We start from the raw sequence: 25,594 nt of genomic DNA on the forward strand, positions 1-25,594 counted from the left end.
AAAGTTGTTCAGTGTTGTGCGTTCGCCATGTCAGGTTTTCTTGGCGATTCATTTGTAAGAAACAACCAAGTCCAATAAATGAGGTTGAATGATGAATATCCAGGTAAAGCTTACGGCTGAAGAAGCGCGCGCTAACAGTAAAAAGCTGCGGCGTACTCCAAACAAGGCAGTTCCTGCTCCAGTGCTGGACAAGGATCTTAACCCGCTGTTGGAAGATACGCCTGATGACAGCCCGAACCAACTACATTCCAAGTACCACGGGCAATCACTCGCTATTAATATTCCTGAATTCGATCAGGACAGCGCGCCCGGGGTGCGGGGGTTCGTTTATTTACGCTGGAACGGTGTCCGGACAGGTACGCGATATCCCTTCACGTCGCCGATAGCCGCGGGTGATTTTCCCTTGCCAATGACCTTGCCGGATACGGCGACAGTCAACGCAGGAACGCATCAACTATCTTTTGAGGTTAATACAGGGGGTAACCCTACCTTCTCCGAGAGCTTGTCCATCTCTATCGACAGGACACCACCCAATGGCGGTAACGCCGGCGCATTGATCGAGCTACCCGCCGAAGTGGAGCTCAGTGGCATCACGGCGGAGTATCTCGCTGCCAATGGCGACAAAGTAGTTGTCACCGTGCCTCTCGGCTACGGTGACGCCAGGATCGGCGACGAGATTATTGTCTACCTGGGCGACACTATTCCGACAGCGTTGAAGGTGGGGACTGTTGTCCGCGCGGATGTGACGACGCCGATTACCGTTGAGCTGACCAAGGCCATGCTTGAGGGCAGGGAGGGTGATCAGACATTGTTCTATACGCTGGCGGACCGCAAAGGTAATGTCGGTCGTCAATCGGCATTCAAGAACGTCAACATCACCTTGGCACCAGCGCCTGCCGGTTTGCAACCACCCAAGGTACCTGTTGGCGCCGATGGCTTGATTGACCAGGCCGATGCTATTCAGGGGGTGGTAGTCGAGATCGACCCTTATACAAACTGGAGTGCCTCAGACCAGGTGGTGGTCGCCTTCGATGGTGTTGACCAGCCAGCGCAAGCCATGCCGCAAGCAGGCGCTGTGGTGGCTCTGCCTTACTCCGCTGTGCTCAATGGTAACCCAGGCTTAAAAGATTCGCGGGTGACTTACAAGATTGTTCGCGGTAACCGCGAGTTTCCGGAGACGGTTGGCTTCGACGTCAAAGTCGATTTGCGCACGCCGGGCCCGGTGGATCCGACTGACCCGCCTGGCGTCGTGCATCCGCTGCTGGCGTTGCCTGTCGTCAAGGGCGCAGTGAGCCCCAATCCCGATGAACTGACCGAGGCTGACGCGGGCCAGCCTGCCACTGCATCGGTAGACTTATATGGGTTATCGAAGGCTGGTGATATTGTCCAGTTGTACTGGAACGGCAAGCCCGTTCCAGCGCCAGACGGGGAATATCGCGTAGTGGGTACTGAACCGCCAACGTTCAAAATCCCGTTTACCATTCCTTGGGAGCTCATCGACACTGAAGGCAATAGCGACGCGTTGCCGGTCCACTACACCGTGGCCCACCCAGCGACCAACGGCAACATCATTACTTCAGGGGCCAAGCCAGTTCGGGTTCGTGTCTCTCAAATTACCGTGCCCAAGCCAGAGTTTCTCAATCCCGATGAGGATTTCGGCTCCGACTGGTTCAACTGTGGATCGTTACGTCAAAACCAAGCCGGCGTATGGGGAATGTTCATTCAAGTACCGGGTGGAGAGCCGAAACTGGCGAATCAGGAACTGGCCTTCACCTATCAGGGATGGGCGGATGCTGCAGGCACTACGCCGGTGCCGGGCAATGAGTACAAGTTTACATTCACCCCGACAATCGAAGAGGCCAATAACGGTTTTGTGGTTCATGTACCCTATGACCCTTGGTTCCTGACCACCGACCTACGTTACGGCAGTATCGTCTACGAGGCAGAGATCAATGGCTTTCCTGTGTTGGGGAAATCCATAGTAGTGACCTTCTGGATGTCATCAGCCGGGCAAACCTGCAAATTTGCATAGGGGGCGGTTGAGAGGGATTGAACCAGGGGAAATGCTCAGTGCATTTCCCCTGTTTTTGTTCGACCGCAGTGCTTTTAGCGAGTAAAAGTTCAGCACAAGTCCGATACCGTGGCATCGGGATTCATTGCAACCCCAGCACCGCTTCAGAAGCTGTAACGCAACCCCAGGTTCGCGCCATACGGCTGTTCGATATGCTTGCCGTTGGCATACTCCAGATCGACATGCACTTGCAAGCCACTGGTCAGGCCCAACGCCAGACCCGCGCCCAGTTCGCCACGTGAGCCTGACAGGTCGTTGTTGAAGCGGTTGTTGTTGACCTGGACTTCGTTGTTGTTGATGAACTCGTGCGCCATCGCCGCACGCAGGTAGGGTTGCAGCTTGCCGCCGTTGGCAAGCTCGAAGGTTTTACCCGCCGTCAGGCCGGCTTTGCCCAGCAGCGAGCGGGTACGGTCGCCATCAGCCTGCAGGTCGTTGCTCAACTGGTAGTCGTCACCCTGGATCACCACCGCCGACCACTGGGTGAAAGGTTCGATGAAGTAACCATTGGACAGCGGGATATGGCGGCCGAACTCGGCGGAAACGCCCATGCCGAGGTTGTCATAGTCACCTTTGGCATGGCTGCCATCATTGATCGCGACCTTGGCTTTGTTCTGGAAACGGTTGAACTTGGCCACGCCGTCAAAATAGTAACCCGACTCGGCATCGAGCCAGGTGGTGTAGGCGCCGAGGTAGTAACTGTCGACTGTGCCGGAGGTGCCTTCGTTGAGGTCCAGGTCCGAGCGGCTGTAACCGGCCAGGGCACCGATCAGCCACTGGCCATCGCCCCAGGGCAGGCGGCCGTCGGCGCCGAGCGAGAGACCGTGCTGGTTCTGCTGGTAACCACTGCCGCTGGCGTCGGCGACGTTGTATTTGTTGCCGTAGCTGCGCATCCACAGACCGGGCTGGCTGCCGTTGAAGCGCAGTTCACCCATGCGGCTGCGCAGCGAGGTCATTTCGCCGTACCAGACGGTCGGCGCGGTGTTGAACAGCGCCATTACCGAGCGCGTGCCGGGGCTGACCGTGCGTTTTTGCGGGTCGAGAAACCATTCGGTGCCGCCATTGCCATTGCTCGCCGACGACAGCTCGTAGGACCAGGCGCCGACTGCCACCGCACGGCCGTCAACCAGGCTGAATTGCGCATCACCCGCAGCGGTGTTGACCAGGGTCAGCTGTTCCGGGGTCACGGGATCGACGCCCGAGTCGGGCACCCACAGCTCGAAATTGCCACTGGCATTCTGGTTGACGGTCAGCCGGTCGTGGCTGTTGGTGCTGAAGTCGACGTTCATCTTGATGACGCCGTTACCGGAAAGGTTGTCCACGTTGAGGCGGTAAAAGTTACTGCCTGAGCCCATGTTGACGGTGCCGCCGGCCATGTTCAGGGTTTCTAGCCGGGTGTCTTCGACCATGCTGTAGGAGGACTGGTCGCCAATGTCCAGCCGGCTGACATTCACCAGCCGACCGCTGAACGACGCTTGGTTGTGCAGGTTGAGCGCGCCTTTGCCGCCGGCTTCCACCTCGAAGTCACCGCTCCAGCTGGCCTGCTCCAGCGTCAGGTTGGCGGTGCTGTCGGCCGCGACGCGGACGATGCCGTCGAGGTTGCTGTTGACTACACCGATGTTGGCGGTGGATGCGTCCTGAACCTGGATCAGCACATCATCGGCGCCGACCAGGGTGGAACCATTGCGGATGGCGACTTCGGCCACCGCGCCGCGCTCGAGGAGGATCGCCGCGCCTGTACGCCCCTCGACCCGCGAGCCCTCCAGGACCAGGCGCGGATCGCCGACGTTGTCGATGTCGCGGGTGATACGCACACCGTTGCTCTGGCCGCTGATCTGGCTGCCGGTGGCAATGGCCGCGCCACCCAGGAGGTTGATGCCGCGGCTGCCGATGCCGCTGCCGGTTACGCTGGAGTTGATCAGGTTGAGCGTGCTGGCGCCGGTGACCTGGGCGGCCTCTTCGCCACCGGTGATCACGCTATTGTCGATAGTGACTTGTGAACCTGTCGAGGTGCCTGTCACGCGGTTGACCGACAAACCCAGAAAGTCGCCATTGATCTGGGCGTTGCTGACCGTGGCGGTGCTATTGGTGACTTCCAGGCCGTCATTGTCGATCCCCTGGATGGTGCCGCCGTTGATAACGAGATTGGACCCCGATTGTATGAAGACGCTGCTGGCCGTCGCGCTGTTCATGGTCAGCGAACTGTTGGTGCGAACGGTATAACTATCGACCGGAGTGTTTGCATCAATAATCAGGCTATCGCCATTTTCAACAATCGCGGCGTGCGCCAGGGGCGAGGCAAGAAACAATGTACAAGTAGCCAGGCTGAGGGGGGGTAACAAAAAACGGGTATATGCGGTGTCATTCGTATTCATGGAGGCGGCGTCCCTGAGTTTTGAAACAGTGATAACCAAAAAAGCGCGAAATTTACACGGAGCACTTAGGAAGTGTCTGTAGGGAAATTCCTAAGCATTCCAGGATGGGGCGACTTGATTGTTGTCTCATTACTGGCAGTGAGCACCTGACATTTTTGTCAGTAGACAGGGGGTGGAAGTTATGAAGGGGGGACGGTAGTTTTAATAGTGGTTTCGAGTACCTGATAAAAATGCTAGTTGGAAGTATTGCCTGGCCGGTATTCAATGCGTGTCACTTACCTGCTCAACCAAGAAGGTGACCAGCATGTCGTCAGAAGAAGTGTTGTCAGAAGAAGGTGCAGAATTAAGTCCGGCACAAGAATTGTTTTCCCAGCCAGGCATCCTGCAGCTGGTTGAGCTGGAGATCCCCGGCAGGACCGGGCCGGTGCCCAGTGGCGAATGGGGGATCAACCTCGCGGCGGCCCGCGACAACTTCCCGCGTCAGGGCTTGCAGTTGTTCGTTCCGCCCTGGCCACAAATGGGCCAGGGTGACAGCGTCGGGATATTGCTGGGAGGCACTGAAGTCACCCGCAAACCCATTGCTGCCGATGAGGTCGATACACGCCAGACCCTGTTCATCGAGCCCAACCGGTTGACCAATAGCATCACAACCATAAGCTACAAGGTCACGCGAGTTGGTCAAGTGCCCGAGGATTCGGCACCCACCCCTGTGCTGATCAAGCTTGATCGCCCTGGCGGCCAGGACCAGAACGGCGACACACCGGGGCATTCCGAGCTGAAGCTGAGTTTGCCGCAGGAGATCATCGACAATGGTGTGGACAAGGACGCAGCCGCCAAAGGCGTGCCAGTGACCATCGAGCCTTACCCGTTCATGACCGCGGGCGATGAGATCCGGATCACCTGGGGTGGCCAGTTCGTTCTCTACACCGTGACCCAGGCTGACGTCGACGCCGGCAAACCCTTCGTTATTATGGTGGACGAGGCGACTATCCTGGCGGCCGGGGACTCGGAGCGCGTCGAAAAACACATGAGCAAAACCGGGCAGGTCACCACCAGCGGTGGCCTGGCCGTCGCTTTCGAAGTCTATGACCTAGTGGACAATCAGTCCGAGGACTGGAGTGCCGAGATTCGAGTGGTGGTTGACACTGGCGGCTCACGCCTGGCTGCCGGGATCGTCAAGGAAGCGCGAAACAACATTCTGGATCTCAATGTGTTGGGCAGTGCTCCAGCGACGCTGCAGATTGTTGCCTGGCCCGAAAATTTCGAGAAAGGCGATAAAATCTTCGTCACCCTCATGGGCACCAGCGCCGAAGGGCTGCCGGTTGATATCAGCTATCCCCCGCAAGTCGTTGACAACATACCCAGTGTGATCGAAATCCTCGTGCCTAACGGCGATGTACGACGCCTGGCCAAGACCCAAGGGGTTTTCAGGTACCGGCTGGAAAAGGCGGGTGGCACGATCCTGCAAGCCAAGGGGCGATTCGTCAGTATCGTGGGTGAACCTGTGCAACTGGCCGCACCGGTGGCCAAGGATGCCGTGGGCGGTAGTCTGGATCCGCAATTGCCGACGACCGCCATCGAAGTGCCCTGGGATCAAACCATGGCCGCAGGCTATGTGATTAGATTGATATGGCAGGGTACAAGGCCCGACTTGTTGCCGTACTTCCCGGAGATCGACCCTTACGACATCACCAATAACGATGCAAGCGTCAAGTTGCCCATTGTCTTCAATGTCGGTGGCGAGCATCTCAAGTTCATTGAGGGGGGGACCTTGCAGCTTTCTTATGAGCTGATGGATATCGACGGCGTTGTACGCAAATCGCTTGTTACACCGCAGTACAACGTGGGTGAACGCCGGAACGAGTTGCCTGCGCCGGATGTCGAGCATGCGCAAGACAACGTGCTCGATCCTGAAACGTTGCCAGTCTCCGGCACCCGCATTCTGGTAAAGACTTATTCCAGGATCGCCATTGGCGACCAGCTGCATTTTGCTTGGGAGGGTTCACTGACCGGCCGCTATACCGACTGGATCATGATCAACAAGAACAACATCGGGCGCCCCCAGTTTGCCCTGGCAATTTCGCTGGATAAGGTCACAGGCAACCTGAATGGTACTGTAGCGGTCTCCTACTGGGTTGTACGTGCAGGGGGAGGAGGCATCAGCCAATCCGATGTGTTGACCCTGCAAATCGGCAAAGGGCAAGAACAGCTGCTTGATCCGGTGACCGTCGCCGAGGAGCACGAGGGGCAGCTTGACCTGAAAGACGTCAGCACCGGGGCGAACGTGACCCAGGATGTTTATCCCGGCATGGGAGTGGGGGATGTCGTTTATCTGGAATGGACGGACGACAAGGGCAATGAATACAAACCAGAGGGCGTGGATATCACCGGCAGTATGGCCGGCAAGCCGGTGCTCTTTGTTGTGCCCTTTGCCGAAATCGCGAAAAACCTGAACAACCTGGTCACGGTAATCTGCAGGGTAGAGCTGGCCTCCGGTCAGGCGCGGACCCAGGACCTGACCTTCCGGGTGCATCAAGGCGAAGAGCCTGAGCTTGAGCCGGTAACCGTCGACGGTGTGATCGAAGGCAGCCTCGACGTGCGCGACGGTACAACGGCCAGAGGATAAACAGGCATGTCACAGTCCGGTTATGAGCAGCCATACATCGAAGGGTGCACCTGCAAGTATTAGGTATGGCCCCGGACTGAGACGCCAATTTCGCTAGCAGTTATGTGCGGTCACTGTTTCTGATGTTCCCGTCAGCCACGCCAGGCAAGGAGTCGCCATGAGAGTCTTTAGCGCCAGTATTTTTCCTCCCCGCAGTGAAGCGCAGGGCATCCTGGCACCGCGACCATTGTTCATTTCCGGCATGATCACGCCGGTCGAGCAAGGTGACGCCGGGATCAATATCGCCGTCGCCGAAAGCAATCCGGACGGTGTGCTGACGGTGATCGACCCCTATCTGGACATGCTGGAAGGAGACCGCTTGACGGTGTTCATCGAGGATGAGCAGGTACTGGAAATGTTCGTGAAGCAGGCGGACATCGGTAAGCGGCTTTTCTTCTACCTGCCCAGGGAGCGTTTCATACCTGAGTGGGTAGAGGACATCCGCTTCAAACTGCTGCGCAAGGATGCGACGGCAGCGGAAGATTCGGTGCCCTTGCGCTTGCGGGTCAAACTCAACCGGCCCGCCGGTGTCGACAAGGAGCCGCACTTGCCCGGGCATTCCGAGCTGCCACGGCCACAAGTGCCGCGGGACGTTATCGACAACGGCGTCACCGCAGAGTGGGCGGCCAGGGGCGTTCCGGTCACCATCGGCTATTACCCTGACCGGGCTGCCCGCGATACCGTGGTGCTGCGCTGGGGCAGCGTGCGCATCCCGCGGCGAATCAGCGAGAGCGAAGCGGCTGGGCGCGAACCGGTCGAGATTCTGGTTGACCAGGAAGCGATCCTGGCAGGCGGGGATAGCGATGCGCTGCAACTGAACTACGAAGTCTTCGACGAGGTGTGGAACTATTCCTCCGATTGGTCGCGTTTCACTGTTGTGAAGGTAGAAGCGGGGGCCTGGCGGCTCGATGCACCGATCATCAGGGAGGCGGTTAATGGCGCGATCGACCTGATTGCGCTGGGGCCGAATGACGTTACCGTACAGGTGGTGATAAGTGGCAATCCTTTTGCCCTGGGTGACAGCATCGAATTCACTTGGATTGGCACGCCGAAGATGGGGGCACCGATCGTTCACAAGGCGTCGACGACGATCGCCAACTTGCCGGCGGTGCTCGAATTCAAGGTTCCCAATGCCGACATTCGTGCGATCGCCTCGGGCACCGGTGATGCATCCTATGTGCTGAGAAAGGCCAATGGTGAAGCGCCGCAATCGTCCAAGCGTGCATTCGCCAGAATTGTCGGTGAGCTCTCGGAGTTGCCAGCGCCGGTCATCCTGCAGGCGGTGGACGGTCTGCTGGACAGCCGGTTGGAGCATGCCTGGGTGCTGGTTGGCCCTTATCCGGGCATGGTCGTTGGTGATGTCGTCAAGCTGATCTGGCAGGGTAAGCGTGCCGATGGCAGCCTATATCTGCACGAGGAGGAGAAAGATGTCAGCGATAATGATGTCGGTAATGCCATTGAAGTTCTGGTAGCGGCCGAACATATCACAGTGCTCGATGGTGGTACTTTGGAGCTGTATTACCGCGTCACCAACGAGCGCGCGGTGACCTATGATATTCGCGAATCAGCACGCAGTTACTTCAATGTGCTCAATTTGCGCCATGAACTGCCAGCGCCGGTGGTCCTCGAGGCCGATGGTGATGTGCTCGACCCGGAGGCGATAATCCCCAACGGCGCCACCTTGCGGATCGAATACGCCGACACCGAGGTGGGCGACGTGCTCACCTATTACTGGCAGAGCGTTTACGCCAATGGCACGGTCAGCGACTGGGTGCCGATTACCGAGGCATCCAAAGGGCGTCCGGTGAATTTCCGCATAGCCCCCGATTTGGTCGAGGTGTCGAGTGGCACCAACGTCAATGTCTTGTACTCACTGCGCCGTGGTAACCAGACCAGGATATCGAGCGTCCTGCAACTCTACATCGGAACACCGATACCGGTAGCCATCAGCAATGTTATCGACAGCTGGGGCCAGGTTGCCGACGGCGGTATCAGCGTCGATACCACAGTCACAGTTATCGGCACAGCACGGGTGGCAATGGGCATCGAGCTCCTTGACGGCGATGATGTCCTCGGGCGAGCGGGGGCGAACGAGCAAGGTGTGTGGCGATTCCCGCTGATGGATCTTGCGCCCCGACGCTACGACCTCAAGGCCAAAGCCCTGTATGGCAGTGGTACGGAGTCGCAGGTATGGAGCTTTACCGTGGTCACCCAGCTGATCCCGAGCATCACCCGCGTGGAAGACTCGCGAGGGGATGTCGCCAATGGCGGCTCCACGGTGGACACAGCAGTCATCCTCTCGGGCACGGCCAGTGCCGGGCTGGAGGTCGAGCTTTTCGAAGGCACGCAGTCCTGGGGGACGGTGCCTGTGGATGGCGACGGCAACTGGCGCCTGTCAAGAACCGGGCTGGCGATCAGCGGCTATAGCCTGGAGGCCAGGGCCAGGTACGGGGATGAGTGGGCGTCCGAGGTGCGGACCTTCCAGGTGGTGGCCGAGGTAAGTCCGAGCATCACCAGTGTGACGGACTCCAGGGGCGAGTTGGCCGAGGGGCAGACGACGGTCGATACCCAGATCATCTTGTCGGGTAAAGCCAGTATCGACCAGCCTCTGGAGGTGCTCGATGGGCTGGTTGTGCTGGATACCGTGCGTACCGATGCCCAGGGTAACTGGACGCTGACACTCAACGACCTGGCAGTCAAAGCCTACGTTATCAAGGCCCGGGCGCTGTACGGCAGTGGCGCGGAATCGGCCGCGCGCAGCTTCCAGGTGGTCGATTATGTGTTCCCGACCCTCGACAGCGTCAGGGATTCGCGGGGCGAGGTCGCCGACGGCGGCGCTACAGCCGACACCTCGCTCACGCTGGGAGGCAAGGGCAGTGCGAACGAGCAGGTGGAGATTTTCGAGGGGGCGACTTCCAGGGGCGTTGCACGGGTCACTGCCGGCGGCGACTGGACCCTGCCACTGACCGGTCTGGCGCCCCAAACCTATAGCGTCAAGGCCAAAGCGCTGTATGGCAGCGGTGAGGAATCGGCGCTACGCACGTTCACCGTCTATGTCGATATCAAGCCCAGTATCACCAGTGTCAGGGATTCGCGGGGTGAGGTGCCCGAGGCAGGTACCACGGTGGACGCATCGGTGACTCTTGCCGGCAAGGCCAGTGTCAGCCAGCAGGTGGAGCTGTTCGACGGTACGACATCACTTGGCAAGGTAACGGCTAATGCCAGTGGTGATTGGTCGCATCCGTTGCAGGGGCTGACAGTCCGGCCCTATAGGCTCAAGGCCAAGGCGCTATATGGCAGTGGCCAGGAGTCGGATATCCGTTCATTCAGTGTGGTGGCAGAGGTGGCGCCGACCATCGTCAGAGTGAGGGACTCCGGAGGCGAAGTGGCTGAAGGCGGATTCACCTACGAATCCAGCGTTACCTTGTCTGGCAAGGCGAGCATTGGTCAGCGAATTGAGGTGTTTGAGGGGGCGGTGTCGGTCGGTACGACGGCGGTAAACGGCGCGGGCGATTGGACCCTGAGCATGAGCGGCCTGACCGTCAGGCATTACCGCGTCAGGGCCACGGCGCTGTATGGCAGCGGCCAGGAGTCTGCACCACGGACCTTTGACGTACGCCAGGGCGTGACCCCGGTCATCAGTCGAGTCGTTGACAGCAACGGCACAGCGATCGGCAACGGAGGCCGAACCTACGCCACGAGTGTGACGTTGCATGGCACCGGGCAAGGAGGGTTGCAAGTTCAGATCCTGGACAACGGGGCGGCGATACAAACGGTAACGGTGCCTGCCAACGGCAATTGGCAGGCAACGTTCAGCGGTTTGGCGATCCGACAGCATGATTTCACCGCCAAGGGACTCTATGGCAGCCAGCCGGTTTCTGCGCCTTGGCGGGTGATTGTCGAGGCGCGGCCGCCGTTGGTAATCGATACCAGTCCCATGGTCCTCAACGGCGTGATTTATGTGCGGGCCGATAACGGCCAGGGCCCCAGCCGCCGACCGGCCAATACCTCTCGGCAACGCCAAGCGTCGGGTGGCACGCCACCGCTTCGCTACAGTTCGAGCAACGCCAATGTGGCGAGTGTGGATGGCAACGGGACGGTGATGTCGCGAGGCAATGGTTCGGCAACCATTACCGTGAGCGACAGTGCGGGGAAATCCAGAAGTTACAGCGTGACGGTGCAAAATGTCCGCAGGATGACCCTCATGGGCACGTCACAGTACATTGTCGGCTGGGATCAGCGTCTGTTTTTGTCGGAGTTGCGCGAAATCTATAACCAGTATGGGGGCGGTGGGCTTGCCCAGATCGGTTGGCCTGGCGGCAGGTACTGGGCGAGGGATCAGCGACTGGTCTGGACTCCGTTTCCTCAGCAGCAGGCTGCCTTCAAGGATATGAATGGCGGCGGGGAGGGCTGGGAGGCGCAGATTGGGCCGTTGTATCCCGGTATCCGGATAAGTTGAGAGGGGCCAACAAAAAGGCCATTGCCGAACCTGATACGGCTCGGCAATGGCGTTGAACCGTTACTTTTGTTACTGCGGAAGTCATTGATTTAAATAAATTTATACAAAGCAGTTGACGAGCTTTCCCGGCATCCCTAGAATGCGCGCCACTTGCAGCGTAAAGCACACAGCGAAACGCGGTAGGGAGTGAATGTTGTAGTGTGTCCCCTTCGTCTAGTGGCCTAGGACACCGCCCTTTCACGGCGGTAACAGGGGTTCGAGTCCCCTAGGGGACGCCAATGCGGGAATAGCTCAGTTGGTAGAGCACGACCTTGCCAAGGTCGGGGTCGCGAGTTCGAGTCTCGTTTCCCGCTCCAAATTTGGCGTCGCAGTATTCAAGTACTGCATGCGTTGGAATGAAGGTCGTTGGCCTTTTTTCTGTCCGGTACAACCGGCTGCTTCATTTTGCGGGAATAGCTCAGTTGGTAGAGCACGACCTTGCCAAGGTCGGGGTCGCGAGTTCGAGTCTCGTTTCCCGCTCCAAACAAAGAAACGCCGTTCGGTTGAACGGCGTTTTTTTTCGTCCTGATTTTTATCGGGACTTCTGCGCGGCAGGGCATTTTTCAGCCCTGCGCACCTTTGCAACTCAGTGCTTGCTATCGTCGTCCGACATGCTCAGCAGTTGCTTTTCCTGGTTCCAGTCAAACGCTTCGTCGTTCTGCTCGGCTTCATAGCGACGCTCTTCCAGGGTCTGGTACATCTGTTGCTCTTCGTCGGGCATGTAATGCAGGCAGTCGCCGCCGAAGAACCACAGCAGGTCACGAGGCACCAGGTGGGCGACCTGCGGGTAGCGCTGGATCACCTGGCACATCAGGTCCTGACCCAGGTAGATGCTTTCGGGGTCGACGGGCATCTGCAGCATCAGGTCGTCGAAGCGCTCCAGGAACAGCGCGTGGCTTTCTTCCGGCACCTGTTCGGCCTCACCCAGGGCGACCAGAATGGTGCGCAGGTGGGTAAGCAGGGCGAGATGATATTCCAGGCGATCGGTAGCCATGCTGGCAGTCCTCTTGAGCAAAAACGGGCGCGGGAGTATACGGCCCCCAGCGGCCGATGTCCCGGCCGTTAACGAATTTTGCCGGGGCTGGGCAGCAGTTCTTCTTTGCTGAAGGCATCGACATCAATGACCCGGCGCCGGGCTGCTTCGGCGGCCTCCAGGGTGTGTGCTTCGGTGGCCTGAAGGACACCAGCGCGCAGGGCTGCATCAATTGTCGATTCACCTGCTGCCGGGCTGACCTGGCCAGTCTTGAGCGCCTGATGCAGCTTCTCATGCAGCGGGGCGCACTCGTCTAGTAAGGTGCTGGTCTGCTGCAGGGCGCCCACCGGGTCATCGGCATCCTGCGGGCGATAGCAGCCGGCAAGCAGCTCTTCCAATGCCGGATCGCCTTTGGTGCGTCCGATCAACGCCGCCACTTCGGTATCCAGCGCGTCACTCGGGCCGGTATGCCGACGGCCGAACGGGAACACCACCAGGCGCAGGGCGTAGCCAAGGAAGCGATTGGGGAAGTTGTCGAGCAGCCGGTCCAGGGCTTTTTCGGCCTGGCCCAGGCTTTCTTCCATGGCCCAGCTCAGCAGGGGCTGCAGGTGCTCTGGCGAACCGAGGTCGTGATAACGCTTGAGCGCCGCCGAGCTCAGGTAGAGGTGACTCAGCACATCACCCAGGCGTGCTGACAGGCGTTCGCGGCGTTTGAGTTCGCCGCCGAGCAGCATCATGCACAGGTCGGCAAGCAGGGCGAAGGCTGCGGCCTGGCGATTGAGCGCACGGAAGTAGCCCTGGCTCAAGGCGTCGCCCGGCACCTTCTCGAAATGGCCGAGGCCCAGCCCGAGGATCAAGGTACTGGCGGCGTTGCCGACCGCAAAACCGATATGCTGCATCAGCAGTTGGTCGAATTCCTTGAGCGCCTGGTCGTGGTCTTCGCGTGCGCCCAGGGCCATTTCCTTGAGCACGAACGGATGGCAGCGGATCGCGCCCTGGCCGAAGATCATCAGGTTGCGCGAGAGAATGTTGGCGCCCTCGACGGTGATAAAAATCGGCGCAGCCTGCCAGTTGCGCCCCAGGTAGTTGTTCGGGCCCATGATGATGGCCTTGCCGCCATGCACGTCCATGGCATGCTGAATGCACTCGCGGCCACGCTCGGTCAGGTGGTACTTGAGAATTGCCGAGAGCACCGAGGGCTTTTCCCCCAGGTCCACGGCCTTGGCGGTGAGCAGGCGGGCGCTGTCCATCAGAAAGGCATTGCCGCCGATCCGCGCCAGGGCTTCCTGGATGCCCTCGAAGGTCGCCAGCGGCACGTTGAACTGTTCGCGAATCCGTGCGTACTGGCCGGTGACCAGGCTGGTGTACTTGGCCGCGCCGGTGCCCACTGCCGGCAAGGAGATCGAGCGGCCGACAGACAGGCAGTTCATCAGCATCATCCAGCCTTTGCCGAGCATGTTCTGGCCGCCGATGAGAAAGTCCAGCGGGACGAACACGTCCTTGCCGCTGTTGGGCCCGTTCATGAACGCGGCGCCCAGCGGCAGGTGGCGTTGGCCGATCTCGACACCGGGGGTGTCGGTGGGGATCAGCGCCAGGCTGATGCCCAGTTCTTCTTCCTCGCCAAGCAGGTGCTCCGGGTCGTAGGCCTTGAATGCCAGGCCCAGCAAGGTCGCTACCGGGCCGAGGGTGATGTAACGTTTTTCCCAGTTCAGGCGCAGGCCGATGACCTCTTCGCCCTGCCACAGACCTTTGCAGACAACTCCGGTGTCGGGCATGGCACCAGCATCGGAGCCTGCCAGCGGGCCGGTGAGGGCGAAGCAGGGAATCTCCTCGCCGCGTGCCAGACGCGGCAGGTAATGCTGGCGTTGCGGGTCGGTGCCGTAGTGCAGCAACAGTTCAGCCGGGCCGAGGGAGTTGGGGACCATGACCGTCGAGGCCAGGTCGCCGCTGCGGGTCGCCAGCTTCATTGCCACCTGCGAGTGGGCATAGGCCGAGAAGCCTTTGCCGCCGTATTCCTTGGGGATGATCAGGGCAAAGAAGCCGTGCGACTTGATGTGCTCCCAGGCTGCTGGCGGCAGGTCCAGGTCCTGGCCGATCTGCCAGTCGCTGACCATGGCGCACAGGGCTTCGGTGGGACCGTCGATGAAGGCTTGCTCTTCATCGGTCAGCTCGGCCTTGGCGTAGCCGAGCAGGGTGTTCCAGTTCGGGCGGCCGCTGAACAGTTCGCCATCCCACCACACGGTGCCGGCATCGATGGCCTCGCGCTCGGTTGGCGACATCGCTGGCAGGGTGCGCTTGAACCAGGCGAACAGGGGGCCGCTGAAGACTTTGCGGCGCAGCTCCGGCAGCAATACCAGTGCGGCTTTGGCTGCCAGCACCAACCAGAGGATAACCAGGAACCAGCCGGGTGCGTGGCTGAAAATACCCATTAGCGCCACGTACGCTGCAATGGCAGCCAGCGCGGGCACGGCGGCAATGCGTCGGTGGGCAAGATAGGCCCCACCGATCACCAGAACCACTAACCACAACAGCAACATATCGATTCCTCCGTGAAACCCAAGGGCATTCTGCGATCCATCAGAGCTTAGACGGCATCCGACAATCGGCTTGTCAGAACAAAGACAGGTTGTGAGTACAGGAGTTCGCTGTGATGCGTGGGCGATTGCCAGGGCGGGCGCCTGGGGTAGACTGGGAGACCGCACATTCATCAGGACGACGTTATGCTCAAGATCTGGGGCCGGAAGAATTCGACCAATGTCAGGAAGGCACTGTGGTGCGCGCAAGAGTTGGGGCTGGACTATGAATCGATCGATGCCGGTGGTGCCTTCGGCCTGGTCAACGAACCCCAGTACCGCGCGCTCAACCCCAATGGCCTGGTGCCGATGATCGAAGATAACGGCCTGGTGCTCTGGGAGTCCAATGCCATTGTGCGCTACCTGTCGGCGCAGTACGGCAGTGAATCGGGTTGGTACGCGTCTGATGCGCGCAAGCGTGCCGAGGCGGACAAATGGATGGACTGGGTGACTTCTTCCCTGGCTACACCGTTTCGTCCGTTGTTCTGGGGCATCCTGAGCACGCCTGCAGATCAGCAGGACTGGGTAGCGATCAATGCCGCACACAAGACCTGCGCACACTTGCTGTCGATCGCTGACCAGGCCTTGGCGCACAAGCCTTACCTGTCCGGCGACACGCTCGGCATGGGCGATATCCCGCTGGGCTGCTTCGCCTATGCCTGGTTCGAGATGCCCATCGAGCGTCCCGAAATGCGCCATCTGCGCGCATGGTATGAGCGTTTGCAGGAGCGCCCGGCCTATCAGGCGGCTGTGATGACCGCGCTGAGCTGATCACTACGGTTAGCCTGATAGTTATTATCGATACGCATGACTGTACTTGTATGGCCTGGACACGCACCATAGTCATATTCACTGCGGCCGGCCTGTCCGGTCGCGTCTTGAACCCTACAAACTGGTACGCGACCCGCTATGAGTTCTGCTCTGTCCATAAGGCAGCTAACCAAAACCTACGGCAACGGTTTCCAGGCCCTCAAGGGCATCGACCTGGATGTCGCCGAAGGTGACTTCTTTGCCTTGCTCGGTCCCAATGGCGCTGGCAAGTCCACCACCATTGGCATTCTCTCGACCCTGGTCAACAAGACCAGCGGCACGGTGAGTATTTTTGGCAACGACCTCGATCGCCAGCCTGCCGCGCTCAAGCGCTGCATCGGCGTGGTGCCGCAGGAATTCAATTTCAATCAGTTCGAAAAGACCTTCGACATCGTCGTGACCCAGGCCGGTTACTACGGCATCCCGGCCAAGGTGGCCAAGGAGCGCGCCGAGAAGTACCTGACCCAGCTCGGCCTGTGGGACAAGCGCGATGTGCCGTCGCGTTCGCTGTCGGGCGGCATGAAGCGTCGTCTGATGATCGCCCGGGCGCTGATCCATGAGCCACGCCTGCTGATTCTCGATGAGCCGACCGCGGGTGTGGATATCGAACTGCGCCGCTCGATGTGGAGTTTTCTCACCGAGCTGAACCAGCAGGGCATCACCATCATCCTGACTACCCATTACCTGGAAGAAGCCGAGCAGCTGTGCCGGCACATCGGCATCATCGATCACGGTACGATTGTCGAGAACACCAGCATGCGGGCACTGCTGGGCAAACTGCATGTGGAGACCTTCCTGCTCGATCTCAAGGGTGATCTGCTTCAGGCACCGCAACTGATCGGCTACCCGTGCCGACTGATCACCCCTAATACCCTGGAAGTCCAGGTGGACAAAAACGTGGGCAACGAAGCGGGAGTCACCGGTTTGTTCAGTCAACTGGCGCTGCAGAACATCGAAGTGCAGAGCCTGCGCAACAAGACTAACCGCCTTGAGGAGCTGTTCGTGTCACTGGTCGAGAAAAACCTGGCGAAGGTGGCGGTATGAGTTCGGAGCTGAGCGCCAACCTGGTCGCCCTCAATACCATCGTCTACCGCGAAGTGCGGCGTTTCACCCGGATCTGGCCACAGACGCTGCTCCCCCCGGCAATCACCATGGTCCTGTACTTCGTGATCTTCGGTAACCTGATTGGGCGGCAGATTGGCGACATGGGTGGCTTCACCTACATGGAGTACATCGTGCCCGGGCTGATCATGATGTCGGTGATCACCAACTCCTACGGCAACGTGGTCTCGAGCTTCTTCGGCAGTAAATTCCAACGCTCGATCGAAGAGCTGATGGTGTCGCCGGTTTCGCCGCATACCATCCTGATCGGCTACACCCTCGGCGGGGTACTGCGTGGCCTGGCGGTGGGGGTGATTGTCACGGTGCTGTCGCTGTTTTTCACTCACCTGCAGGTGCATCACCTGGGCGTGACCATTCTGGTGGTGTTGCTGACCGCGACGATTTTCTCGTTGCTCGGCTTCATCAACGCGGTGTTTGCACGTAACTTCGACGATATCTCGATCATTCCGACTTTCGTCCTGACGCCGTTGACCTACCTGGGCGGGGTGTTCTACTCGATCAACCTGTTGCCGCCGTTCTGGCAGACAGTATCGTTGGCCAACCCGGTGCTGCACATGGTCAACTCGTTCCGTTACGGCATCCTCGGGGTCTCGGACATTCGCATCAGCGTGGCCATCAGCTTCATGCTCATTGCCACGGCTGTGCTGTATGTCGGCTGCGTGCGCCTACTGGTCAGTGGGCGAGGAATGCGTAGCTGAGACCTTTCGCTTGCGCCGGTGCCACTGCCGGCCTACCCACCAGCGCCAATAGAGCATGGTCAGGCAGTAGGCCAGGGCACCGAGCAACAGGCCGCAGACCACCGAGCCAAGCAGAAACGGCTGCCACAGGGTCGACAGCTCGCCGGTGATCCAATCGAAGGTCAGCTCTTGCGGCAAGGTTCTCGCTGGGACTTGCATCAGCCAGGCGCCCATCTGGTAGGTGCAGTAGAACACTGGCGGCATGGTGAACGGGTTGGTCAGCCAGACCAGGCTGACGGCAATTGGCATGTTGCCACGCACCAGAATCGCCAGGCTGGCGGCCAGCAGCATTTGCATTGGCACCGGAATGAATGCCGCGAACAGGCCGACAGCCATTGCCCGCGCCACCGAATGACGATTCAGGTGCCAGAGGTTCGGGTCATGCAACAGCCGGCCGAGAAAGCGTAAGGATTTGTGTTCCCTGATGCTGGTCGGGTCGGGCATGTAGCGTTTGAAGAGACGACGCGGCATGTAGGCTCTCGACTAGGTGAAGGAGGCAAGTATGCACGGATTCTAAAAAGCCCCCATTACAGACTTTGTGACAATTATTGAGTGAGCTGTCGGCCTCACTGAACTAATCCTCAAAGGGTGGATTTGTTCTGGAGCTGTAAACCATGCGCACAGGGATGTTAGCGCTGGCACTGGGCCTGCTGTGTTTGTGTGTCCTGCCGGTTTTGCCATCGGTCGGGCCCATCGTTTTGATGGCCCTGATCGGGCTGTGTTGCCTGCCTTGGCGAGTTCGTCCATTCGGTCTGTTCCTGCTCGGCCTGTCCTGGGCTTGTCTATCGGCACAGCAGGCGCTGGATGATCGTCTGGCGCCTGCGCTCGATGGTCGTACTGTGTGGCTGGAGGGCAGGGTGGTCGGCTTGCCTGCGCAAAATGGTCGATCACTTCGATTTGAACTGGATGCCGCTCAATCTCGCCGCGCGCAGTTGCCGCAGCGCATGCAACTGAGCTGGTTTGGCGGACCGCAGGTCAACAGTGGCGAGCGCTGGCGGCTGGCGGTCACCCTCAAACGCCCCCATGGCTTGCTCAATCCTCATGGCGCGGATCGCGAGGCGGCCTTGCTGGCCCGGCGTATTGGCGCCACCGGTAACGTCAAAGCCGGGGAGCGGCTGACGCCTGCCGAGGGCGCCTGGCGCGACGGGCTGCGCCAGCGCTTGTCGGGTGTGGATGCCCAAGGGCGCGAGGCAGAGCTGGTCGCCTTGGTGCTGGGTGATGGTGCAGGCTTGGCCCGCGACAGCTGGCAAACGCTGCAGGCGACCGGCACGGTGCACTTGCTGGTGATCTCCGGGCAGCATATCGGCCTGCTGGCCGGACTGGTCTATGGCCTGATCGCGGGTTTGGCGCGGCTTGGGCTTTGGCCGCAGGCCTTGCCTTGGCTGCCCTGGGCCTGTGGCGCAGCGTTTGCCGCAGCGCTGGGTTATGGCTTGCTGGCCGGTTTTCAGGTGCCAGTACAGCGCGCTTGCATGATGCTGGTGGTGGTGCTGCTCTGGCGCTTGCGCTATCGCCACCTGGGGGTGGGGGTGCCGTTGTTGCTGGCGCTCAATGCCGTGCTGCTGTGGGAGCCGCTGGCCAGTCTTCTGCCGGGCTTCTGGCTGTCCTTCGCCGCGGTTGCGGTGCTGCTGTTCACTTTCAGTGGCCGGCTGGGGGCCTGGAGCCCCTGGCTGGCGTGGGGACGGGCGCAGTGGTTGATTGCCTTGGGATTGCTGCCAATGTTGATGGCCCTGGGGCTGCCGGTTAGTCTCAGTGCGCCGCTGGCCAACCTGTTTGCCGTACCCTGGATCAGCGTGGCGGTGCTGCCATTGGCATTGCTGGGAACCCTGCTGCTGCCGTTGCCGTTTGTGGGGCAAGGGTTGCTCTGGCTGGCAGGTGGGCTGCTTGACGTGCTGTTCAGTCTGCTTGGACACCTGGGCCAATGGCAGCCGGCGTGGATACCGGCGTCTTTGTCATGGCCACTGTGGGCATTGCTGTGGCTGGGGGCATTGCTGCTGTTACTGCCCCGTGGCTTGCCGATGCGCGTGCTGGGCTGGCCATTGCTGCTGCTGGCGGCCTTTGCGCCGCGTGAGCGGATAGCGCACGGCCAGGTGGAAGTCTGGCAGCTGGATGTCGGTCAGGGGCTGGCGTTCGTGCTGCGCACCCGGCAGCACACTATGTTGTATGACGCCGGTCCTGCACTGGGCGAGCATGACTTGGGTGAACGAATCGTACTGCCGACGCTACGCAAACTGGGGGTGAACGAGCTCGACCTGATGTTGCTCAGCCACGCCGATGCCGATCATGCTGGTGGCGCCCTGGCGATCAAGCGCGGCTTGCCGGTGCATCAGGTGCGCGGCGGCGAAACAGCGCGGCTGGCACCCGGCCTGCAGGCGCAGCCTTGTGTCAGCGGCGAGCGCTGGCAGTGGGACGGCGTGAACTTTTCGGTCTGGCAATGGCAGGGTGCCCGCGACAGCAACCAGGACTCCTGCGTACTGCTGGTCGAGGCGGGGGGTGAGCGGTTGTTGCTTGCCGGCGATCTCGATGCCGCTGGCGAGCAGGCCTGGCTCGCTGACTGGCAGGCCACCCGGCTCGACTGGCTGCAAGCGCCACACCATGGCAGCCGAACCTCATCCAGCCAGGCCTTACTGGCAGCCACGGCGCCGCGTGGCGTACTGATTTCCAGGGGCCGCTACAACGCATTCGGCCATCCCCATGCCGAAGTCATGAAACGCTACCGGATAAATGGCATCGAAGCCTTTGACAGTGCCGTGCACGGCGCGCTACGCCTGCGCCTGGGGGCTTTCGGCGAGCCACTGGGGTTGCGTAGCCAGCGGCGCTTCTGGCGTGACCCGAGTTGACGACCTTCGGCAGATGAGCGTCCAAGGGTCCTATGGTAGAGTGGCGGACTTTTTCAAGGGGATGCTAACTGTGTGGGAATTGGTCAAGTCCGGTGGTTGGATGATGCTGCCGATCATTCTGAGCTCCATCGCTGCCATGGCTATCGTCGCCGAGCGTCTCTGGACCCTGCGTGCCAGCCGGGTCACCCCGCCGCACTTGCTGGGGCAGGTGTGGCTGTGGATCAAAGACAAGCAGCTGACCAGTGACAAGCTCAAGGCCCTGCGCGCCGATTCGCCGTTGGGCGAGATCCTCGCAGCCGGCCTGGCCAACTCCCGTCATGGCCGCGAGATCATGAAGGAGTGCATTGAAGAGTCCGCTGCCCGGGTGATTCACGAGCTGGAGCGCTACATCAATGCCCTGGGCACCATTGCCGCCATGGCACCGTTGCTCGGTTTGCTCGGTACCGTGCTGGGCATGATCGATATCTTCAGTGCGTTCATGGGTACCGGCATGACCGCTAATGCCGCCGTGCTGGCGGGTGGTATCTCCAAGGCGTTGATCACCACTGCAGCCGGTCTGATGGTCGGTATTCCGTCGGTGTTCTTCCACCGCTTCCTGCAACGCCGTATCGACGAACTGGTGGTCGGCATGGAGCAGGAGGCGATCAAGCTGGTCGAAGTGGTGCAGGGCGACCGTGACGTCGACCTGGCCGAGGGCAAGGCGTGAAATTCCGGCGCAAGGCACGGGAGACCGTGGACATCAACCTGGCGTCATTGATCGACGTCGTGTTCATCCTGTTGCTGTTTTTCGTGGTGACCACCACCTTTACCCGCGAAACCCAGCTGCGGGTCGAACTGCCGGAGTCTGTCAGCGGTGCGCCCGCACCCGACAGCGAGCACAAGCAACTGGAGATCACCATCAGCGCCGATGGTGTCTATTCGCTGAACAACAACCTGTTGCCCAAGAGCGATCTGGCGACGCTGACCGAAGCCCTGCAGAAAGAATCTGCCGGTGACACCAAACTGCCGTTGTCGATCAGCGCCGATGGCAAGACCCCGCACCAGGCGGTGGTCACTGCCATGGATGCGGCCGGCAAGCTCGGTTTCAGCCAGTTGCGCATGACCACGGTCGAGGCTGCCCAAGGAACACCTTGATGGCCTTCGCCGATCGTCTGCTCAATGCCTGGTACACCGGTCATCCAGCCCTGGGGCTGCTGCGCCCGCTCGAAGCCCTCTATCGCCGAATTGTGTTGCGCAAGCGCGCGCGCTTCCTCAGTGGCGAGAGTCAACCTTACCGTGCCCCGGTGCCGGTGATCGTGGTGGGCAATATCACCGTTGGCGGCACCGGCAAGACACCGATGATTCTCTGGCTGATCGAGCATTGCCGCGAGCAAGGCCTGCGCGTCGGCGTGGTCAGTCGTGGCTATGGCGCCAAGCCGCCGCAGTTGCCCTGGCGGGTGCGTGCTGAACAAAGCGCGGTCGAGGCAGGGGATGAGCCACTGCTGCTCGTCCAGCGCAGCGGGGTAGCGCTGATGATCGACCCGGACCGTTCACGCGCCGTGCAGGCCTTGCTGGCTAGCGAGCCACTGGACCTGATCCTGTGCGACGACGGTATGCAGCACTACCGCTTGGCCCGTGACCTGGAGCTGGTGTTGATCGATGCCGCCCGGGGCCTGGGTAATCGCCGCTGTTTGCCCGCTGGGCCACTGCGCGAGCCGGTAGAGCGCCTGCAGGAGGTGGACGCATTGCTCTACAACGGCGCTACGGTCGATCGTGACGATGGCTATGCGTTTGCTCTCAAGCCAACCGCGCTGGTCAACCTGCGCAGTGGCGAGCGCGTGGGCGTGGAGCACTTTCCGGCGGATCAGGCGGTTCACGCGGTTGCCGGCATTGGCAACCCGCAACGTTTCTTCAATACCCTGCAGGGGCTAAACTGGCGGCCTGTGCCGCATCCTTTTGCCGATCATGCCGAGTACAGCGCTCAGGCCCTGAGCTTCAGCCCTGCGCTGCCGCTGGTCATGACCGAGAAAGACGCGGTCAAATGCCGTGCCTTTGCAACTGATGACTGGTGGTACCTGGCAGTTGACGCTGTGCCTTCGCCGGCTTTCGTGGCCTGGTTCGACGGCCAGCTTGAGCGATTGCTGCAGGCGCCATCGCCGCCCTGATTCTTTTCTTTTTCCGGCCACTGGCCTGAGGAATATCCATGGACACCAAATTGCTCGACATCCTGGCCTGCCCGATCACCAAAGGCCCGCTCAAACTCAGCGCCGACAAGACCGAGCTGATCAGCAAGGGCGCAGGCCTGGCCTATCCGATTCGCGACGGTATTCCGGTGATGCTCGAAAGCGAGGCCCGTACCCTGACCGATGACGAGCGTCTGGACAAATGAGCCTGACTTTCACTGTGGTGATTCCGGCGCGACTGGCTTCCACCCGTCTGCCGGGCAAGCCGTTGCTGCCGATTGCCGGCAAGCCGATGATCCAGCACGTCTGGGAGCAGGCACGCAAGAGCAGTGCCAGTCGCGTGGTGATTGCCACCGATGATGCCGGTATCTACCAGGTCTGCGAGTCCTTTGGCGCTGAAGTACTGATGACCCGTGAAGAGCATGATTCGGGCACCGACCGACTGGCCGAAGTGGCCACCCAGCTGGGGTTGGCTGCGGACGCCATTGTCGTCAATGTCCAGGGCGATGAGCCGCTGATTCCACCGATCATCATTGATCAGGTGGCGGCTAACCTTGCGGCGCATCCCGAAGCTGGCATCGCGACCCTGGCTGAACCGATCAGCGACGTCACCGCCGTGTTCAATCCCAATGCCGTCAAAGTGGTCAGCGACTGCAATGGTCTGGCATTGACCTTCAGCCGGGCGCCATTACCCTGGGCGCGGGATGTGTTTGCCCAGAACCGCGATACCTTGCCAGAAGGCGTGCCTTATCGTCGGCATATCGGCATGTACGCCTACCGTGCGGGTTTTCTGCAGGACTTCGTCGCCTGGGGACCTTGCTGGCTGGAGCGGACCGAGTCGCTTGAGCAGTTGCGGGCGCTTTGGCATGGCGTACGTATTCACGTTGCCGATGCTATCGAGGCACCACCGGTTGGTGTCGATACCCCTGAGGACCTGGAGCGCGTACGGCGCATTCTGGAGGCCTGATGCGGGTTCTGTTTGTTTGCCTCGGCAACATCTGCCGCTCACCCACTGCTGAAGGCGTGTTGCGCCACCAGCTTCAGGCCGAAGGCTTGGGTGAGCTGATCGAAGTCGCCTCGGCCGGCACCGGTGACTGGCATGTCGGCAAGCAGCCGGACAGCCGTACCCGCCGCGCCGCGCAATTGCGCGGGTATGACCTGTCGCAGCAGCGCGCGCAGCAGGTCAAGTTCGTGCACTTCAATGACTATGACCTGATCTTGGCGATGGACAAGAGCAACCTTGGCCATCTGCGGTCCATGCAACCCGTCGGGGCAAAAGCCGAGCTGGACCTGTTCCTGCGTCGCTATGAGGGGGCGCTGGATGAAGTGCCGGATCCTTACTATGGCGGTGAGCAAGGTTTCGAGCAGGTGCTTGATCTGATCGAGGTTGCTTGTCGCCAATTGGTTATCGAACTCAAGGGGCGTCTATGAGCGATCAGTGGCAGGAGCAGGTATCGCTCAAGCCGTACAACACCTTCGGTATTGATGTCAGGGCGCGGTATTTTACCGAAGCACACAACGATGCCGAAGTTCGACAGGCCCTGGCCGACGCCAGGCAGCGCAAGGTTCCGGTGCTGGTCATCGGTGGCGGCAGCAATCTGCTGTTGACCGCGGATGTGCAGGCGCTGGTGTTGCGCATGGCCAGTCGTGGCCTGCGCATTCTGGCTGATGATGGGCAGCAGGCTATTGTCGAAGCCGAGGCGGGGGAGCCTTGGCATCCGTTCGTGCAGTGGAGTCTGGCGCAAGGCCTGGCGGGTCTGGAGAACCTCAGCCTGATTCCCGGTACCGTCGGTGCTGCGCCGATGCAGAACATTGGTGCTTACGGGGTCGAGATCAAGGATGTCTTCGTCGGGCTGACCGCACTGGATCGCCAGACCGGCGAGTTGCACGACTTTGATCTGGAAGAGTGCCAGTTTGCCTACCGTGACAGTCTGTTCAAGCAGCATCCAGGGCGCTGGTTGATTCTGCGGGTGCGCTTTGCCTTGAGTCGCGTCATGCATGCGCATCTGGACTACGGGCCGGTACGTCAGCGCTTGAGCGAGCAGGGCATCGATCAGCCGACGGCGCAGAATGTCAGTGATGCAATTTGCAGTATTCGCCGGGAGAAGCTGCCCGATCCGGTCGAGCTCGGCAATGCCGGGAGCTTTTTCAAAAACCCGGTGGTCGCTGCTGTGCTGGCCGACAAGATTCGTCTGCAGTATCCGGGGCTGGTGGCTTATCCACAGGCTGACGGGCAGATGAAACTGGCAGCGGGTTGGCTGATCGAGCAGGCGGGCTGGAAGGGCCACCGTGAAGGCGATGCAGGGGTGCACCGTTTGCAGTCGTTGGTACTGGTCAATTATGGTCAGGCCACTGGCCTGCAGTTGCATCAGCTGGCGCAGAAAATCCAGGCTGATATTCTTGAGCGCTTTGGCGTCAGGCTTGAGATGGAGCCGAATCTGTACTGAGGTGGTGTCGGCCCTGTGGAGGACGGCTCTTACAGGGTTGTGGTTATTTCGGCAGCATAAAAAGGTTCCTCACGAAATCCCAGGGAGTATGATCCTGGGGCTGGGCTGGGCTGGGCTGGGATTTGAGGCTGCGAGCTTATCCATTCAATGTGGCGCCGCTGCCGGCCCCTTCCGCCCTTACGGCGGCCTACTTTTTTCTTGTGTATGGACCGGAGACATCGCTGACACATGTACGGGGACATGGTTGACACATTATCGCTTGCCATCCGGGTTGTTGAAATCGATGGTTCTCAGCTTGCGGTGACAGAAGTAGACGTCGAAGTGATC

General features: G+C 60.3%; 18 protein-coding genes and 3 tRNA genes. 17 read left to right on the plus strand and 4 right to left on the minus strand.

From position 1 onward, the window contains the following. Window positions 1-88: 88 nt before the first annotated feature. Window positions 89-2,032, plus strand: a complete 1,944-nt coding sequence (locus C6382_RS22720; protein ID WP_107026561.1) for a hypothetical protein — start codon at window positions 89-91, stop codon at window positions 2,030-2,032. Window positions 2,033-2,175: 143 nt separating this feature from the next. Here the strand turns inward: C6382_RS22720 and C6382_RS22725 are convergent, their stop codons facing one another. Continuing rightward, the gene (locus tag C6382_RS22725; RefSeq protein WP_256589182.1) at window positions 2,176-4,260 is read right to left on the minus strand and encodes an autotransporter outer membrane beta-barrel domain-containing protein; all 2,085 of its coding nucleotides are present in this window, start codon (window positions 4,258-4,260) and stop codon (window positions 2,176-2,178) included. A 487-nt stretch (window positions 4,261-4,747) separates the two neighbouring features. Here C6382_RS22725 and C6382_RS22730 point away from each other — a divergent pair, with 487 nt between their 5' ends. From C6382_RS22730 to C6382_RS22750, 5 genes are all read left to right on the plus strand, one after another. Continuing rightward, window positions 4,748-7,069 (plus strand): hypothetical protein, encoded by a 2,322-nt coding sequence (locus C6382_RS22730; protein WP_107026563.1) that lies wholly within the window; start codon window positions 4,748-4,750, stop codon window positions 7,067-7,069. 157 nt (window positions 7,070-7,226) lie between these two features. After that, entirely contained in the window at window positions 7,227-11,567 is a 4,341-nt protein-coding gene (locus tag C6382_RS22735; RefSeq protein ID WP_107026564.1) for a hypothetical protein, read from the plus strand. Between the two features lie 202 nt (window positions 11,568-11,769). Then, window positions 11,770-11,845, plus strand: a tRNA-Glu gene (locus C6382_RS22740). Window positions 11,846-11,847: 2 nt separating this feature from the next. Next, window positions 11,848-11,923: transfer RNA gene (locus C6382_RS22745), tRNA-Gly, on the plus strand. 90 nt (window positions 11,924-12,013) lie between these two features. Then, window positions 12,014-12,089, plus strand: a tRNA-Gly gene (locus C6382_RS22750). 103 nt (window positions 12,090-12,192) lie between these two features. Here C6382_RS22750 and C6382_RS22755 read toward each other — a convergent pair. Both C6382_RS22755 and C6382_RS22760 read right to left on the minus strand, forming a co-directional pair. Then, entirely contained in the window at window positions 12,193-12,600 is a 408-nt protein-coding gene (locus C6382_RS22755; protein WP_107026565.1) for a PA2817 family protein, read from the minus strand. A gap of 68 nt (window positions 12,601-12,668) precedes the next feature. Further along, window positions 12,669-15,116 carry an acyl-CoA dehydrogenase gene (locus C6382_RS22760; protein WP_107026566.1) on the minus strand — a complete coding sequence of 816 codons (2,448 nt, stop codon included), beginning with the start codon at window positions 15,114-15,116 and terminating at the stop codon, window positions 12,669-12,671. 183 nt (window positions 15,117-15,299) lie between these two features. Here C6382_RS22760 and C6382_RS22765 point away from each other — a divergent pair, with 183 nt between their 5' ends. From C6382_RS22765 to C6382_RS22775, 3 genes are all read left to right on the plus strand, one after another. Next, window positions 15,300-15,923, plus strand: a complete 624-nt coding sequence (locus C6382_RS22765) for a glutathione S-transferase family protein (RefSeq protein ID WP_107026567.1) — start codon at window positions 15,300-15,302, stop codon at window positions 15,921-15,923. A gap of 138 nt (window positions 15,924-16,061) precedes the next feature. Then, the gene (locus C6382_RS22770; RefSeq protein WP_107026568.1) at window positions 16,062-17,006 is read left to right on the plus strand and encodes an ABC transporter ATP-binding protein; all 945 of its coding nucleotides are present in this window, start codon (window positions 16,062-16,064) and stop codon (window positions 17,004-17,006) included. Continuing rightward, on the plus strand, window positions 17,003-17,782 hold the full coding sequence (locus tag C6382_RS22775) for an ABC transporter permease (RefSeq protein WP_107026569.1): 780 nt from the start codon (window positions 17,003-17,005) through the stop codon (window positions 17,780-17,782). Before C6382_RS22770 ends, C6382_RS22775 begins: the two co-directional genes overlap by 4 nt. Here the strand turns inward: C6382_RS22775 and C6382_RS22780 are convergent. Next, the gene (locus C6382_RS22780) at window positions 17,750-18,292 is read right to left on the minus strand and encodes a DUF2062 domain-containing protein (RefSeq protein ID WP_107026570.1); all 543 of its coding nucleotides are present in this window, start codon (window positions 18,290-18,292) and stop codon (window positions 17,750-17,752) included. The genes C6382_RS22775 and C6382_RS22780 overlap by 33 nt on opposite strands. Window positions 18,293-18,435: 143 nt before the next feature. Between C6382_RS22780 and C6382_RS22785 the strand changes: the two genes are divergently transcribed. From C6382_RS22785 to murB, 8 genes are all read left to right on the plus strand, one after another. Beyond that, on the plus strand, window positions 18,436-20,658 hold the full coding sequence (locus tag C6382_RS22785) for a DNA internalization-related competence protein ComEC/Rec2 (protein WP_107026571.1): 2,223 nt from the start codon (window positions 18,436-18,438) through the stop codon (window positions 20,656-20,658). A gap of 70 nt (window positions 20,659-20,728) precedes the next feature. Continuing rightward, window positions 20,729-21,364, plus strand: coding sequence for a MotA/TolQ/ExbB proton channel family protein (locus C6382_RS22790; protein WP_178082827.1), 636 nt, complete (start codon window positions 20,729-20,731; stop codon window positions 21,362-21,364). Further along, window positions 21,361-21,792 carry a biopolymer transporter ExbD gene (locus C6382_RS22795; RefSeq protein ID WP_107026573.1) on the plus strand — a complete coding sequence of 144 codons (432 nt, stop codon included), beginning with the start codon at window positions 21,361-21,363 and terminating at the stop codon, window positions 21,790-21,792. The genes C6382_RS22790 and C6382_RS22795 overlap by 4 nt, the downstream gene beginning before the upstream one ends. Continuing rightward, a complete protein-coding gene (gene lpxK, locus C6382_RS22800) occupies window positions 21,792-22,802 on the plus strand; it encodes a tetraacyldisaccharide 4'-kinase (RefSeq protein ID WP_107026574.1) in 1,011 nt (336 codons plus the stop codon). Before C6382_RS22795 ends, lpxK begins: the two co-directional genes overlap by 1 nt. Window positions 22,803-22,840: 38 nt before the next feature. Continuing rightward, window positions 22,841-23,026 carry a Trm112 family protein gene (locus C6382_RS22805; RefSeq protein WP_003247142.1) on the plus strand — a complete coding sequence of 62 codons (186 nt, stop codon included), beginning with the start codon at window positions 22,841-22,843 and terminating at the stop codon, window positions 23,024-23,026. Next, entirely contained in the window at window positions 23,023-23,787 is a 765-nt protein-coding gene (gene kdsB / locus C6382_RS22810) for a 3-deoxy-manno-octulosonate cytidylyltransferase (protein WP_107026575.1), read from the plus strand. The genes C6382_RS22805 and kdsB overlap by 4 nt, the downstream gene beginning before the upstream one ends. Then, entirely contained in the window at window positions 23,787-24,251 is a 465-nt protein-coding gene (locus C6382_RS22815) for a low molecular weight protein-tyrosine-phosphatase (RefSeq protein WP_107026576.1), read from the plus strand. The genes kdsB and C6382_RS22815 overlap by 1 nt, the downstream gene beginning before the upstream one ends. Further along, complete coding sequence (gene murB, locus C6382_RS22820) at window positions 24,248-25,267, plus strand: UDP-N-acetylmuramate dehydrogenase (protein ID WP_107026577.1); 1,020 nt, start codon at window positions 24,248-24,250, stop codon at window positions 25,265-25,267. Before C6382_RS22815 ends, murB begins: the two co-directional genes overlap by 4 nt. Window positions 25,268-25,594 lie beyond the last annotated feature (327 nt).

It is taken from the genome of Pseudomonas sp. BBP2017 (assembly GCF_003024385.1).
Taxonomy (GTDB): Bacteria; Pseudomonadota; Gammaproteobacteria; order Pseudomonadales; family Pseudomonadaceae; genus Aquipseudomonas.